The sequence below is a fragment of the Proteus sp. CD3 genome, assembly GCF_008808075.1.
GTDB lineage: Bacteria > Pseudomonadota > Gammaproteobacteria > Enterobacterales > Enterobacteriaceae > Proteus > Proteus appendicitidis.
The window spans coordinates 2,141,469-2,155,669 of the sequence record NZ_CP019686.1; the positions used below are offsets into that span (position 1 = coordinate 2,141,469).

Here is a 14,201-nt window from a genome sequence, read left to right on the forward strand (position 1 = left end):
GCAATAAAAGCCAGTTAGTTAATTTGTAAGGAATAATTGATTGCAAAAAAAAGAGGAAATGATCGAAAGAAAAAATAAAACTAAAAAAGAGTGGGGTTAAATATAAAATACTGAGAGCCTATATTCTAAATAATTCAATATGTAGTTAGGCAATAAATAAGTGAGTTGCTAAGACAATGGAAATATGACGAGTATATATCCCCTGCTTAGTGTTAAAAGAAAAGTATGAATATTTCTTAGCGTAAAAAACAAAAAAAAGACCCTCAGATGAGGGTCTTTGATATAGAAAGGTATCTTTTGTGTCAGAGTACGAATTAACGTAACAGAGACAGAACTGATTGTGGTACTTGGTTTGCTTGAGCAAGTACAGAAGTACCAGCTTGTTGCAGGATTTGACCACGGCTCATGTTAGAAACTTCTGTTGCATAGTCAGCATCTAAGATACGGCTACGTGAAGCAGATAAGTTATTAACAGTGTTGTTCAGGTTGTTGATAGTAGATTCAAAACGGTTTTGAATCGCACCTAATTTAGAACGGCTTTCATCAATTTTGTTGATAGCTTCGTCTAAAGTAGCCAGAGCATCTTCTTTAACGTCTAAAGTTTTAACGTCTTTACCCGCAGCAGGAGTAAATTCGTTAGCAGTTACAGCTGCACTTGCTTTTAAGTTAACTTGTGCAGTATCTGTACCATCAGCTTCAAAGTCAGAAGAAGAAACTAAATAATCTGTACCGCCTTTAGTTGCAACAAATTTATCTGCAACAACTTTACCATCTTCTTCATAAGCTTTAACTGTTAAACCAGTTTCCAGTTTAGTACCAGTAGCAACACCTAATTTAGTAGGGTCTGCAGCAGCACCAGCTTTCTTCTCACCTTTGCTAACTGTAGCTTCTGTAAACAGTTTGTCACTTGAAACGCCTAAAGTACCGTTATCAATTTTATCTAAGTTAAATTTGATAACTTCTTTATCGTTAGTACCAACTTGGATAGTCATTTCTGACTTCTCACCGCTCAGTACTTTAACGCCGTTGAACTGAGTTTGTTCAGAGATACGGTTGATTTCACCAAGACGCTCTTTAACTTCTTCTTGGATTGAAGTGATGTCTGAGTTAGAGTTAGTACCGTTTTTAGCTTGAACTGTTAACTCACGGATACGTTGTAAGTTGTTGTTGATTTCGTTCAGAGCACCTTCAGTAGTTTGAGCGATAGAGATACCATCGTTCGCATTACGTGATGCTTGAGTTAAACCATTTACGTTTGAAGTGAAACGGTTAGCAATCGCTTGACCTGCTGCATCGTCTTTAGCGCTGTTGATACGCAGACCAGAAGACAGACGCTCGATTGCACTTCCTAAAGCTCCCTGAGATTTGTTCAGGTTGTTTTGAGTTACCAGAGATAGATAGTTGGTATTAATGACTTGTGCCATAGCTAGATTCCTTTAAAATCAAGTCGATAAAATAAAAGTTTGCCTATTCATTTACGGTGTCAATCACCGGCAACAAGTTTATCGGCACCCCACATACAACCTTTAACTTTTCCTACAAATATTTCTGCGTTTTTTTATAGAATTAATATCAAGTCAATGATAAACAAGGAAATTAAATTATTATTTTTTTATTAAAATTTTATCAATTTTCGTCTCAACCTATTTTTACCCTTCTAAATTCGACTTTAGTCATCAATGGCAACAAAAGGCTTCTATATGGCAGCCTGTTTACGTCATCAAAAATACCAAATAGACGTAAACTTTTCGCCGATTCTACCGATAACGGTTTTTGAGGATTATTTTACGAACACAGAAAGGAGACCGGTATGGCTGGTATTGCTTCACTAGGCGTGGGCTCAGGGATACCTCTTAGCCAATCATTGGCACAATTAGAGGCGGCAGAAAATAAACGTCTTGAACCCCTAGATAAACAGATGAAAAGCTACGAAGCGCAAATTACCGCTTACGGTAAGATCCGTAGCCAACTTGATAAGCTACAAAAGGCGTCAGAAAATTTAAAGAAATTTGACGAAATTGTTGCAACGAAAATAGACGATGAGTTTGATGCTTTTAAAGTGACTACGGATGGTAAAGCCAGTATTGGTAACTATACCGTATCTATTAAAGAACTTGCTCATGCGCAAACACTGAAATCAAAAGCAGTAAGCGATGTAAAAGTACCTATTGGAAAAACATTAGGTGATGGTAATAAGCGTACCTTAGTGATTACCCAGCCTGGTGAAAAAAAACCATTACGTATTGAGTTAACTGACGATCAAACCTCTATGATTGAATTGCGTGATGCAATCAATAAAAAAGAGGGTAACGTTTCTGCCACTATCGTTAAAGCAAAAGATGGCGTTAACCACTTAGTACTGACTTCTCGTAAAGAAGGTACTGATTCAAAAATGGAAATCACTGTTGAAGGTGATGATGAACTGAATGATTTTATTAGTTATTCATCTAAATCTAACAGTGGTGCAATGCAAGAGATCGTTCCTGCAAATAATGCAAAATTAACGATTAACGGTATTGATATTGAACGTCAAACTAACGAGATTAAAGATGCCCCTGAAGGGATCATCTTAAACCTTAAAAAAACGACCTTTGATAATAAAGATAAAGCAGATAAGCCAGAAATCGTGACTGTTGCTCGTGATATTGAGCCAATGAAAAAAGCGATTCAAGCTTGGACTGACGCTTATAACGAGTTAAATAGCACCTACAAATCTCTCACTAAATATACCCAAGTGGAGAAAGGCGAGGCAGCATCGAAAGATAATGGCGTGCTACTCGGTGATACTACCAGCCGTATGATTATGTCTGAGCTAAAAAGTTTTGTAACTAGCTCACAAGGTACCTCAGATATGGATACCCTTAATAAAATGGGTATTAAATTTAAGGTCGATGGCTCTTTAGATATCGATAGCAAAAAGCTGGATGAAGCGTTAAAAGAAAAACCAGCTAACGTGAAAGAGTTTTTTATGGGTGACGGTAAAGAAACCGGCTTTGGTACACAAACCTATAATTACCTGAAAAAAACCCTGCAATCTAATGATGGTACTTTAGATATTGCCACTGATGGCGTGAAAAAACGTAAGAAAACATTAGATAGCCAAATTAAAAACACGGAACGTAATATTGCGACCACGATGGAACGTTATAAAAAACAATTCCAACAGTTAGATAAAATGGTGAACTCCATGACTAACTCCAGTGCCTCAATTGGCCGTTTATTAATGTAATTTTTTAAAAGTAGGACATTATGTATCAACAATCAGCCAGTAAAATGTATGCTCAAATCGACGTTGAAAGCGAGATTTTAAATGCCACGCCTTACCAGCTGATCCAGATCCTATTTAATGGGGCGCTTAGCGCCCTTCGCCGTGCATTAATATTAATGGAGCAAGGAAATATCGCAGGTAAAGGCGAAAATATTTCTAAAGCCATTAATATTATTGGTAACGGGTTAAAGCAAGGTTTGGATAAAGAAAAAGGCGGCGAGCTTGCAGAAAATCTGGAGCTCCTTTATGACTATATGGTTAATCAGCTACTCGATGCTAACTTAAAAAATAACCCAGAAAAAATTCATGAAGTCATCAAGCTCTTAACTGAAATTTCTGATGCTTGGCAACAAATCGGCACACAGATTAATTCTTATTAAATTAGAGTGGATAACAATATGGATATTATGGCAGCTTACGAGCATGTTTTAAAATCAAGTGAGCAAATGTTAACGCTTGCCAAAGATCAGCAATGGGATAAGCTGATAGAAATGGAAATGGATTATTTAAAAAGCGTAGAAAGTATCACTAAGATGATAAAACCGGCTGACGGTGAGCTGAGACTACAACAACGCCTCACAGATATGCTAAAGAAAATCTTAGAAAACGAAAATGAGACGCGAAATTTATTACGGGCTCGTCTAGATGAGCTTGGCATATTAATAAGACAGACTGAACAAGAGCAGAGGGTACAAAATAGCTATGGTCAGTTTACAGAACATAGTTATTATCCTGATCTCAATCTTAAATAACTCTCCTCTGCGCCAAAAGCGGTTTTATTAGCTAATGGCGTCTTTACTTAGAAAAAGTCACTCTTATTATTCAGCTTAACTTGTTATCGGTAACGTAAAAACAACGTTTACCATTTTATTTTTTTGTTTTTTACTTTTTTTGATTACTACATAGATTGTTCAGATTGCACTAACACCATATCAATATGTGGAATGTTATCTTCAAGATAAGTTTCTGAATCGATAACAAAACCATGTGATTGATAAAATGAGACTAAATAAGCCTGTGCCATTATTTTTATTGTATGGGTATTAAATTGACGACACGTAGTTGCAATCGCCTCTTTTATTAACTGATGCGCAATACCACTTCCTCGCTGATGTTGAGCAACAATCACTCGCCCTATTGAGGCTTCTTTAAATGCGATACCTTGCGGTAATAAGCGCGCATAAGCAATCAGTTGCTGACTCTCTTCCTCTTTGGCAAATAAGTGTAATGTATTTTGATCTACCCCATCTAGATCTTGATAAGCACATTGCTGTTCACAAATAAAAACCTGATTCCTTAATGCCAAAATAGCGTAAAGCTCCTCTGTGGTGAGTTGTGAAAATGATTTTAAAATCCAATTCATATACTTATCTCGTGATTGTTGTGTATTAGCATGATTTCTATAATTTCTTATTATTTATCTGCAAAAGCAAATAAAAAATCGCCCACTTCACTGTGGGCGACGTATTAGCTCATAATAATCTGATAAATACTAATCTATTTAATCACATCATAGAGTTGCTGATTAGATAAGTAATCTGCGGTTAAACCTGCTGATGGATTATATTGTCCACCGTGGATCTCAGAGAATGCTTTACCCTCTTTACCTAATGAGACTTTGCGTTCATCTTTACCCGTACTTTCATGGATAGAATAGGTTTTACGGCGCATTGCAATATATTTATCTGCATCATTAGCAATATCGGTGTGATAGCCTGTAATTTGTGTATCTGTTAAGGCTAATTTATTTGCTAAATCACAGCCCCAGCGAGTTAAACAGACTTCTGCAAAGTGGCGAACCACTAAACCCGGCGCATATAATGCATTTTCACCTTCACTGCCATCAAGGGAAGCATTACCCACTAATGTGGCATGACGTCCAGAAATAGGGAAAATATGCATTTTAGTATCAGTAGCAACGGTTGGGATCACGCAAGTAAATCCTTTAGAGCGTTCATCTCTTGCATAAAATCCGACATATTCTTTGACGTTTTTACCAAGCGTGACTTTTTCAGGTTGGAAATTCAGTGGACCAGGAACAGGGTCAATAGCAAAAATATTCACTGGAATATCTTTTAATTGAGGATCAGCCAACATCGCATTCGCTAACATATGGCAAGTAATACCACCACGACTCCAACCCACTAAGTTAACTTGAGTTGGAATAATGCCATCTTTACGGAAAATTCGAATAATTTGCTGTTGAAGTTGTTGCTGAGTGACTTGGCGATCGCCATAGTCATATTTACGCCATAAAAAAGAGCCAGTTACTTTGACATCTTCAATAGGAATGCCCGCTTTCTTCAGTTGGTTATACTGCTCTTCTGTCAACTTTTCACGTTGCCAATCAAAGTTACCTTTCATTAAGCAAAGTGCATGAGCCACGTTTTCTTCCCAGCCACTACCAAATAGCGAACCCTTGATATCAGAGTAATTAGGGCTTTCAACCCATAAATCATCTTCTTGCAGATTACCACTACCCGGTCCATCAACAATAAACCACTGTGCAAACTCTCTTCCTTGGTTGTTTTGCGCTAAAGTGGAGACTAATTCACCTTGCCAGAAGGTAGGATTATTATTATCAAATGAGCTAGACCCAGTACCACATAAATAAACGGTTAATACTGTCATAATTAAATATCCTTTTATTAATAACTAAAAAACCAAAATAATGATTTTTATTTCCTTGTATTGAGCTATTCCTTAGCCCACCAGCACATTAACCATAAGCCTTTTTTTGTTCAATGAGTAAAAGTAAATTAGTAGAGCTGAGATCACATAATTGAATTTAACTTAAGTAAAAAAATAAAAAAGTGCTATCAGATCAATGTAATTAAATTATATTAATAAAAACCTTATTTTTTATTATTTCTATTAGTAAATTGTTCTGTAAATAAAGTATATTAAATAACCAATTCTTAAATTTAGATAAAAAAAATCCCACATTTAATAAATGTAGGATTTTCTATTAGGTATAATGTCTTATAAACGATTAAAAGCAACTACTCTCACCGCAGGAATATCAGCTTGTGCTCCTTCAGCAACTTCCTGACATGCTTTTTCTAACGCAATATGGGGTGTGATCCCACTTTCTGTTTCTACAATTTTATGTCCGGCGTAGGTATCACCATTTCTGGAACGCACTTTATACGCAATAAACCAATATTCCATATCATCACCGTTTACGTTATTAATCATGTAATTACCATAGCCGTTTATGACCTGCTTTAATGTGATAATAATCAATAATTTTTAGTTTAATAAAATCGTTTTATAAAAAGATGAACTTCATCGTAAGAAAATTAAGCGTGACCTGCCATTTCTGATTGCACTAATTTTTTTATTTTTACTGCTTTTTCAAAGTGATCAAATTTATGTGTCATTATCCACCACGTTGCAGCTTCCATAAGTAATTCAGGATTGTCATTTTTATTAGCAAAAAAAGCATAAAATGATAATCCCACGCCCTCTCCTTTGGCTGAAATTTTGTCATTACATATTTGAATTATTTTTTGTTGTAGTGATTTTCTCATATTCTCTCTATCTTTATTTTTGGCGTGATAATAAATAGCTAAGACTAAAGACTCTATCCATGAAATTTATTCCATAACAAAATAAGCAACCACGCCGCGATAATCCAGCAAATAACCGCCGTAGCCAATGCTGTAAATAATTTTACATAGTTGATCATCACATAAAGTGAAATTAGGTAAATCATATAAGGAATAACTGCCCATAAACTAAAAATAATGGTAGTGCGTAGCGCTTCAATAGAACGTTCAGAGCCAACAATATAGTGTGCAATAAGCGCAAAAGTTGGGAATAATGGAACCAATCCCGCAATATAATAATGGCGAGATTTCGATAAAACGGCGATTAATACCACTACAAACGCACCTATCAGTGCTTTAATCAGTAATCCCATTCTTTTTCCATCAATTTATAAAAACCTTACTACTATCATACCTATTCATATTGATATGTGAGCTGGTTTTATTTTTAGTTATTTAAAATGCGATTAAATACTTATCATGAGAAAAAGCCCAATAAAATTATTGAGCTTTAATGCATATTAAATTTTTTTTAAGCAAACATTAGTCTTCTTGCCAAGAAATATCTTGTTCACTTTCATCTGTTCTCAGTAAAACCAACTCGCCTAACTCGGTTGTTTTATAGGTATTCGTTCTATAATGCTTCGTTTTTTTCCCTGTTTGAGGATCTTTTGTGATCCAATAAATACTACCTTCAAAATCAATTCCTTGGTAATAAGTCGAAAAACGTTTACGTTCACCGTCATGCCAACCGACGACAATAACTGATTGAGTACCCGCAGTCAGTTCTTCTAAAGGAAATTCAGAGAGTAGCAATCCATTATCACCAATATTAGCAGAACAGTTTTGCCCCCCAACAAAAGCGGAACAACTTGCATCCGTCCCACTAATTTCAGAATGATTACCAAAAATAGCCGCCGTTTTAAAGTTATCCTCCGAGACAACATTAGCGTTATTTCCTGTCGCAATACCTATACTTCCTTCAGTAAGATCTTGCACCCAAGTATTATCCCCTGTTGAGATACCAACTGAATTTTCTGCATAACTATAAATAACGGCTTCATTACCTGTCGTAATAGCAATGGTGTTTTTTACTAAAGGGCTTCCATTTTCATCTGAATCATAACCATGGGAGATAGTCGATTTTTGCCCTGACGAGAAAGTAACTGATTGACTTGATGCTTCGACAAAACTTTCTTCACCTGAGGTGATAAAAAGTGAATTTTTGCCATGCTTAGTAATACCGTTATCTTCATCATATTCTGTACCTTTATTATCATAAATTTTGACATTTTTACCGGTATGAATAATTTGTGCATCTTCACCAATGCAATTAACCATTTGCTCATCTAACACTAAGATTGCATTTTTACTTTCACCACTTAAAACAAGCGCTTTATTTGTTGTTACAGTTGACATAATAATATCCTTATTTATATTTCCATTATTTAACACACCTTAAACACTGATTAAATATACAGTAGTTATATTAAATAACAATCTCTCTATTAAATTTCAGAAAATAAAATAACGATAATATAATCAAATAGATAAGAACAACCAACACATAATATATCTATAATTAATCAAATAAAGAAAAAATAAAATAGAAAAAATCGAGAAGAAAGATGATGACCGAGCTTTATATAAAACTAATCCAACATAGGTTAAGTAACTTATTTAACAATGACTTTTGATCTTTTGGAAATATAAGAAGAGATAAAAAAGTGGGTTGCTTTGATATAGATGTGCAAAATCGCACATCAATAAAATGATGTGTCTATCCCGTCTGCAAAAATCGGGGCGCTCATTATCATAAATAACAAACAATAGTATAAGTATTCGAAGGTTTAATCACATTCGAAAGCTTATATCATCTATTCAATGACATTGAGCAAGATGCCCCATCTCTATTTTGATTAGGGGTTTCTTATCTCGTTATATAAAAGAAAAGTCACCTTTATCAAATAATAAGGTACTACACCTGCATGCTCATAATTTCTTGATAAGCCGCGACGAGCTTATTACGCACTTGTACGCCCATTTGTAATGAAATACTGGATTTTTGCATATCCACCATCACATCGTTTAATTCAACACCTGGAGTACCTAAGGTAAACGCTTGAACTTTGTTGGTTGCATTCACTCGAGTTTCATTAATTTTACCCACGGCTTGAACAAGCTGAGTTGCAAACCCTGCTTGTACTGGCTGGGGTTTCGCAATATTGGATGCTTGCAAAGTCTGGATTTGCATTTTATCCAGAACACTTTCAATAGCTGGAATTGACATATAAACCTCTGCGTTAATCATCTAATTCAATTACTGAATCAATGTCATAGTAAGGAAGTGAACCAACACGCTTACCGAGTTATACCCTAACACAGGGGCTTCATTCCAAAGCGAGTAATTAACGCAAAAGTTAAGGGCTAATTACGCCATTAAATGAAACGCAAAAGGCCAATAATGAGACACCTGAGAGTAGGTTTATTTATTTGCGTAAGGGGAGTCTGTTTTGTTACGCCACGCTTTTAGTATTCATCCCGAACTACAAGGCAAGGATTGTCTATGAATGCCGAAAAAACCGACGTTGTGAACCAGAATAAAGGTTTTAACGCCATTATTAACCGGATAAAAGCCGATCCGAAAATTCCGCTCATTATTGCGGGCTCGGCGGCTATTGCCATTTTTGTTGCTGCTTTTTTATGGTTACAAAGCCCTGATTATAAAGTGCTTTATAGTAATCTTAGCGATAAAGACGGTGGCGAAATTGTCACACAGTTAACACAGATGAATGTACCTTATCGCTTGTCACAAAATGGCGCAGCGATTATGGTGCCTGACAATCAGGTTCATGAATTACGCCTGAAACTCGCGCAAGCGGGGCTTCCAAAAGGCGGTGCTGCCGGTTTTGAACTGTTAGATAAAGAAAAGTTCGGGATCAGCCAATTTAGTGAACAGATTAACTATCAACGTGCACTTGAAGGGGAGCTTGCTCGTACTATCGAGACTTTAGGTCCTGTACAGAATGCTCGAGTTCATTTAGCACTGCCAAAACCATCTCTTTTTGTTCGTGAACAGAAATCCCCTTCTGCATCCGTTACGGTGGGTCTTTTACAGGGTAGAGCGCTGGATGAAGGTCAAATTAATGCCATCGTGCATATCGTTGCAAGCAGTGTTGCAGGTATGCCTGATAGCAGCGTGACCATCGTCGATCAAAGCGGCAAATTATTGACACAGCCTGATGCATTAGGTCGTGATCTTAACTCTATCCAACTGAAATATGTTCAAGAGCTAGAAAACCGTTATCAGCAACGTATTGAAACGTTATTAGGTCCAATTGTGGGTCGTGGAAACGTTCATGCACAGGTGACTGCTCAAGTTGATTTCTCTCATACAGAAGAGACGGCTGAAGAGTACAAACCAAACCAACCACCAAATCAAGCCGCTGTGCGTTCAAAACAATTGAGCCAAAGTGAGCAAAATGGTGGCATGTTGGCTGGCGGTGTTCCTGGTGCATTATCTAATCAACCTGTTGCTCCACCACAAGCGCCTATTGAAGCACCAAAAGCGCAAGAAGGTGAGAAAACAGATGACACCAATGCAACGGGCACGAATCGCACATTAACGCGTAATCCAAACAGTAATAGCCGTTTAGATGAAACAACCAACTATGAAGTTGATCGCCGAATTCGCCATATCAAGCGTCCAGTAGGTAATGTTGAGCGTCTTTCTGTCGCTGTTATCGTGAACTACAAAACAGTTGAAGATAAGAAAGAAGCTGCTGAAGGCGAAGAGCCTGTTGTTGAAACTAAACTTGTTCCGCTAACTGATGAGCAAATTCAGCAAATTGAAGGGCTTGTTCGTGAAGCAATGGGCTATTCCCAAGAACGTGGTGACTCTTTAAGTGTCGTGAACTCGCAGTTCAACGATATTGAAGAGAAAGTGATCACCGTTCCTGTATGGGAAAACCCAGACATTCTTGCGAAAGCATTAGATTTAGGTCGCTGGTTATTACTTGTCATCATCGCATGGATCTTATGGCGCAAACTGGTGAAACCACAGCTTGAAAAACGCCGTGAAGCTGAAGTTGCTGCACAGAAAGCCGTGCTGAAAACCAAGCTTAAAGTTAAAGATGATGTTGATGAAACAGAATTAGATGACGAAGCAAGACGTAAACAAGCACGTCAACGTGTGAGTGCCGAATTGCAGAGCCAACGTATCCGTGAAATGGCAGAGAAAGATCCTCGTGTCGTTGCAATGGTCATTCGTCAATGGATGAGTAAAGAACAATGAGTAATAACTTAACTGGAACCGAAAAAAGCGCCGTTATGTTACTAACACTCGGTGAAGACCGAGCGGCGGAAGTATTTAAACATCTAAGTACTCGCGAAGTTCAACAGCTCAGTATTGCAATGTCTTCAATGCGTCAGATCTCAAATCAGCAATTGATTGATGTTATGGCAAGTTTTGAAGAAGACGCCGTCCAATACGCAGCATTGAACGTCAATGCGAACGATTATTTACGCTCTGTTCTTGTTAAAGCCTTGGGTGAAGAACGTGCGAATAATCTGTTAGATGAGATCTCTGAAACTCGTGAAACAACAACGGGTATCGAGACACTTAACTTTATGGAACCGCAAATGGCTGCCGATATTATCCGCGACGAACATCCGCAGATTATCGCAACTATCTTGGTTCACCTCAAACGGGGTCAAGCGGCAGATATTCTTGCCCTGTTTGATGAGAAATTACGTAATGACGTGATGTTACGTATCGCAACATTTGGTGGTGTTCAACCGTCAGCATTAGCAGAGTTAACTGAAGTACTGAATAACCTGCTTGATGGTCAAAACCTCAAACGCAGTAAAATGGGTGGTGTTCGTACTGCTGCTGAAATCATCAACTTGATGAAGAGCCAGCAAGAAGAGAATGTCATTACTGCGGTTCGCGATTACGACGGCGAATTGGCACAAAAAATTATCGACGAAATGTTCCTGTTCGAAAACCTTATCGATATCGACAACCGTTCTATCCAGCGCATTCTACAGGAAGTGGAATCCGACTCCTTGGTTGTGGCATTGAAAGGATGCGATCAAGAGCTGCGCGATCACTTCCTCAACAATATGTCGCAACGTGCTGCTGAAATCATGCGTGATGACTTGAGTTCTCGCGGCCCTGTCCGTATGTCTCAAGTGGAAGCAGAGCAGAAAGCAATTCTGCTTGTGGTACGCAAATTAGCAGAGACTGGAGAGGTTGTTCTTCATGGAGGAGACGATACCTATGTCTGATAAACATACTGATACTAACTGGAAGCCTTGGGTTCCCAAAGAACTCACTGATTGGGCATTAACTGTCGAGGAAACGACAGAAGACGAAAAGGAAGTCGAAAAACAGGAAAAAGAAGTTGTTCAGCAACAGAAAGTTCTTGAGCAAATTAATATGCTTGATGACATGAAAGACAAGGCTCAGAAATTGGGCCACGCTGAAGGCTTTGAGGCAGGGAAAAACCAGGGTTATCAGGAAGGCTATCAGGCTGGATTACAATCAGGTATTGAAGAAGGTATTCGCCAAGGCATTGCTCAACAATCACCATTAATTAATGAATGGCAAGGATTGTTAGCGGAGTTTAGGCACTCTTTAAATGGGTTAGACAGTGTTATTGCATCACGTTTAATGCAAATCGCCCTCACAGCAGCAAAAGAAGTTTTAGGTCAACCTGCTGTTTGTGACGGGTCTGCATTACTGGCGCAAATAACCTTAATGTTGCAACAAGAACAAATGTTCTCAAACAATCCACAGTTAAGAGTTAACCCAAAACATATTCCACAAATTGAAAAAGAGCTGGGTGATTCACTTTCTGCTCATGGTTGGAAAGTGGTTGCCGATAACAGTATTCATGTTGGTGGATGCCGTGTTGTGACAAATGATGGCGATCTTGATGCCACGATTGCAACTCGTTGGCATGAGCTTTGTCGTCTTGCTGCTCCGGAGGCGTTGTAATGACAGCAAGATTGGGGCGTTGGTTAGAAAAACTCAGTGATGCAGAAGCGCGTTTAAATAAAATTCCGCGTGTACGTCAATATGGTCGTTTAACCAGAGCAACAGGTTTAGTCATGGAAGCTAAGGGGCTTGTTATGCCCCTTGGCTCTACGTGTTTAATAGAACGTACCATTGGTAAAACTGTTGAAGAAGTTGAGAGTGAAGTCGTTGGGTTCAACGGTAGCCAAATGTTGTTAATGCCTTTACAGGAAGTCGAGGGATTAACACCGGGCGCGCGTGTTTATGCACAAGCCACACCGGGTGGTGAAAATGAAGGTCGCCAATTACCTCTTGGAGATGCGCTGTTAGGGCGTGTTTTAGATGGTTCTGGTTATCCTTTAGATGGTTTACCACCACCAGATACCGGTTATCGTGCGCCTCTGATCACGCCACCTATCAACCCACTACAACGTACTCCGATTACGGATGTACTGGATGTAGGCGTACGTGCAATCAACTCACTGTTAACCGTGGGTCGTGGTCAACGTATGGGGCTTTTTGCCGGCTCTGGTGTCGGTAAAAGTGTGTTATTAGGCATGATGGCGCGTTTTACCCAAGCTGATGTCATTGTTGTTGGATTAATTGGTGAACGTGGGCGCGAAGTTAAAGACTTTATCGAAAATATTCTCGGTACTGATGGTTTAGCACGCTCTGTGGTTGTAGCCGCACCGGCTGACGTATCACCACTGCTTCGTATGCAAGGTGCTTCTTATGCAACGCGTATTGCAGAAGATTTTCGTGATCGCGGAAAACATGTCTTACTGATTATGGATTCGCTCACTCGTTACAGTATGGCGCAACGTGAAATCGCCCTTGCTGTAGGTGAACCGCCTGCAACCAAAGGCTATCCACCTTCTGTCTTCGCTAAATTGCCTGCACTTGTCGAACGTGCGGGAAATGGCGTTGATGGCGGCGGTTCTATTACGGCTTTCTATACTGTGTTAACAGAAGGTGATGATCAGCAAGATCCAATTGCAGACTCTGCGCGTGCAATTTTAGATGGTCACATTGTGCTTTCACGTTCTCTGGCAGAATCTGGGCACTACCCTGCTATCGATATTGAAGCCTCTATTAGCCGTGCAATGACATCACTGATTGATAAAACACATTATCGTCGCGTACAAGTGTTTAAACAGCTTTTGTCTAGTTATCAACGTAACCGCGATTTAATTAACGTAGGTGCTTATGCTGCGGGTAGTGATCCTATGCTCGATAAAGCCATTGCGCTTTATCCATCCCTCGCGAAGTTCTTACAACAAGATATCCAAGAGCAATGCAGTTATCAAAGTGCATGTGAGCAACTTAATCAACTGATCACAATAAACTAATTCTGAACATAATC

Annotated in this window: 15 protein-coding genes; 7 read left to right on the forward strand and 8 right to left on the reverse strand. The window is 38.5% G+C overall.

What is annotated here, in order from left to right; genetic code table 11:
* Positions 1 to 314 precede the first annotated feature (314 nt).
* Entirely contained in the window at positions 315 to 1,424 is a 1,110-nt protein-coding gene (locus BTA34_RS09715) for a FliC/FljB family flagellin (RefSeq protein WP_151435465.1), read from the reverse strand.
* 386 nt (positions 1,425 to 1,810) lie between these two features.
* Between BTA34_RS09715 and fliD the strand changes: the two genes are divergently transcribed.
* The 3 genes from fliD to fliT are packed head-to-tail and all read left to right on the forward strand — an operon-like array spanning position 1,811 to position 4,020.
* Positions 1,811 to 3,229: a flagellar filament capping protein FliD gene (gene fliD / locus BTA34_RS09720; RefSeq protein WP_151435466.1), complete on the forward strand. Its 1,419-nt coding sequence runs from the start codon at positions 1,811 to 1,813 to the stop codon at positions 3,227 to 3,229.
* Between the two features lie 20 nt (positions 3,230 to 3,249).
* Positions 3,250 to 3,648 carry a flagellar export chaperone FliS gene (fliS, locus tag BTA34_RS09725; protein ID WP_023581844.1) on the forward strand — a complete coding sequence of 133 codons (399 nt, stop codon included), beginning with the start codon at positions 3,250 to 3,252 and terminating at the stop codon, positions 3,646 to 3,648.
* Between the two features lie 18 nt (positions 3,649 to 3,666).
* Entirely contained in the window at positions 3,667 to 4,020 is a 354-nt protein-coding gene (fliT, locus tag BTA34_RS09730) for a flagellar protein FliT (protein WP_023581843.1), read from the forward strand.
* Positions 4,021 to 4,166: 146 nt separating this feature from the next.
* Here fliT and BTA34_RS09735 read toward each other — a convergent pair whose 3' ends face one another.
* The 7 genes from BTA34_RS09735 to fliE form a co-directional block, all read right to left on the reverse strand.
* Complete coding sequence (locus BTA34_RS09735; RefSeq protein ID WP_151435467.1) at positions 4,167 to 4,631, reverse strand: GNAT family N-acetyltransferase; 465 nt, start codon at positions 4,629 to 4,631, stop codon at positions 4,167 to 4,169.
* A gap of 134 nt (positions 4,632 to 4,765) precedes the next feature.
* Entirely contained in the window at positions 4,766 to 5,899 is a 1,134-nt protein-coding gene (locus BTA34_RS09740; protein ID WP_151435468.1) for a hypothetical protein, read from the reverse strand.
* Between the two features lie 351 nt (positions 5,900 to 6,250).
* Positions 6,251 to 6,466: a hypothetical protein gene (locus BTA34_RS09745; protein ID WP_023581839.1), complete on the reverse strand. Its 216-nt coding sequence runs from the start codon at positions 6,464 to 6,466 to the stop codon at positions 6,251 to 6,253.
* A 104-nt stretch (positions 6,467 to 6,570) separates the two neighbouring features.
* Positions 6,571 to 6,801: a DUF6500 family protein gene (locus BTA34_RS09750; RefSeq protein ID WP_151435469.1), complete on the reverse strand. Its 231-nt coding sequence runs from the start codon at positions 6,799 to 6,801 to the stop codon at positions 6,571 to 6,573.
* A 53-nt stretch (positions 6,802 to 6,854) separates the two neighbouring features.
* Positions 6,855 to 7,193, reverse strand: coding sequence for a GlpM family protein (locus BTA34_RS09755; protein WP_151435470.1), 339 nt, complete (start codon positions 7,191 to 7,193; stop codon positions 6,855 to 6,857).
* A gap of 169 nt (positions 7,194 to 7,362) precedes the next feature.
* Positions 7,363 to 8,238, reverse strand: coding sequence for a hypothetical protein (locus BTA34_RS09760; RefSeq protein ID WP_151435471.1), 876 nt, complete (start codon positions 8,236 to 8,238; stop codon positions 7,363 to 7,365).
* Between the two features lie 559 nt (positions 8,239 to 8,797).
* Positions 8,798 to 9,109: a flagellar hook-basal body complex protein FliE gene (fliE, locus tag BTA34_RS09765; protein WP_004248328.1), complete on the reverse strand. Its 312-nt coding sequence runs from the start codon at positions 9,107 to 9,109 to the stop codon at positions 8,798 to 8,800.
* A 276-nt stretch (positions 9,110 to 9,385) separates the two neighbouring features.
* Between fliE and fliF the strand changes: the two genes are divergently transcribed.
* From fliF to fliI, 4 genes are read left to right on the forward strand one after another with little or no spacing between them, the layout of a single operon-like run.
* Entirely contained in the window at positions 9,386 to 11,113 is a 1,728-nt protein-coding gene (fliF, locus tag BTA34_RS09770) for a flagellar basal-body MS-ring/collar protein FliF (protein WP_151435472.1), read from the forward strand.
* Positions 11,110 to 12,108, forward strand: a complete 999-nt coding sequence (gene fliG / locus BTA34_RS09775; RefSeq protein WP_109396462.1) for a flagellar motor switch protein FliG — start codon at positions 11,110 to 11,112, stop codon at positions 12,106 to 12,108. Before fliF ends, fliG begins: the two co-directional genes overlap by 4 nt.
* On the forward strand, positions 12,101 to 12,820 hold the full coding sequence (fliH, locus tag BTA34_RS09780) for a flagellar assembly protein FliH (RefSeq protein WP_023581834.1): 720 nt from the start codon (positions 12,101 to 12,103) through the stop codon (positions 12,818 to 12,820). Before fliG ends, fliH begins: the two co-directional genes overlap by 8 nt.
* Positions 12,820 to 14,187, forward strand: coding sequence for a flagellar protein export ATPase FliI (gene fliI, locus BTA34_RS09785; protein ID WP_109396464.1), 1,368 nt, complete (start codon positions 12,820 to 12,822; stop codon positions 14,185 to 14,187). The genes fliH and fliI overlap by 1 nt, the downstream gene beginning before the upstream one ends.
* The last annotated feature ends 14 nt before the right edge of the window (positions 14,188 to 14,201 follow it).

Excerpts from the sequence above, each read along its gene's own strand:
- BTA34_RS09740 (WP_151435468.1), bottom strand. The coding sequence starts at position 5,899 with ATGACAGTATTAACCGTTTATTTATGTGGTACTGGGTCTAGCTCATTT.
- fliS (WP_023581844.1), top strand. The coding sequence starts at position 3,250 with ATGTATCAACAATCAGCCAGTAAAATGTATGCTCAAATCGACGTTGAA.
- BTA34_RS09760 (WP_151435471.1), bottom strand. The coding sequence starts at position 8,238 with ATGTCAACTGTAACAACAAATAAAGCGCTTGTTTTAAGTGGTGAAAGT.
- fliH (WP_023581834.1), top strand. The coding sequence starts at position 12,101 with ATGTCTGATAAACATACTGATACTAACTGGAAGCCTTGGGTTCCCAAA.
- fliI (WP_109396464.1), top strand. The coding sequence starts at position 12,820 with ATGACAGCAAGATTGGGGCGTTGGTTAGAAAAACTCAGTGATGCAGAA.
- BTA34_RS09735 (WP_151435467.1), bottom strand. The coding sequence starts at position 4,631 with ATGAATTGGATTTTAAAATCATTTTCACAACTCACCACAGAGGAGCTT.
- fliD (WP_151435466.1), top strand. The coding sequence starts at position 1,811 with ATGGCTGGTATTGCTTCACTAGGCGTGGGCTCAGGGATACCTCTTAGC.
- fliG (WP_109396462.1), top strand. The coding sequence starts at position 11,110 with ATGAGTAATAACTTAACTGGAACCGAAAAAAGCGCCGTTATGTTACTA.
- BTA34_RS09750 (WP_151435469.1), bottom strand. The coding sequence starts at position 6,801 with ATGAGAAAATCACTACAACAAAAAATAATTCAAATATGTAATGACAAA.
- BTA34_RS09745 (WP_023581839.1), bottom strand. The coding sequence starts at position 6,466 with ATGATTAATAACGTAAACGGTGATGATATGGAATATTGGTTTATTGCG.
- BTA34_RS09755 (WP_151435470.1), bottom strand. The coding sequence starts at position 7,193 with ATGGGATTACTGATTAAAGCACTGATAGGTGCGTTTGTAGTGGTATTA.
- fliE (WP_004248328.1), bottom strand. The coding sequence starts at position 9,109 with ATGTCAATTCCAGCTATTGAAAGTGTTCTGGATAAAATGCAAATCCAG.
- BTA34_RS09715 (WP_151435465.1), bottom strand. The coding sequence starts at position 1,424 with ATGGCACAAGTCATTAATACCAACTATCTATCTCTGGTAACTCAAAAC.
- fliT (WP_023581843.1), top strand. The coding sequence starts at position 3,667 with ATGGATATTATGGCAGCTTACGAGCATGTTTTAAAATCAAGTGAGCAA.
- fliF (WP_151435472.1), top strand. The coding sequence starts at position 9,386 with ATGAATGCCGAAAAAACCGACGTTGTGAACCAGAATAAAGGTTTTAAC.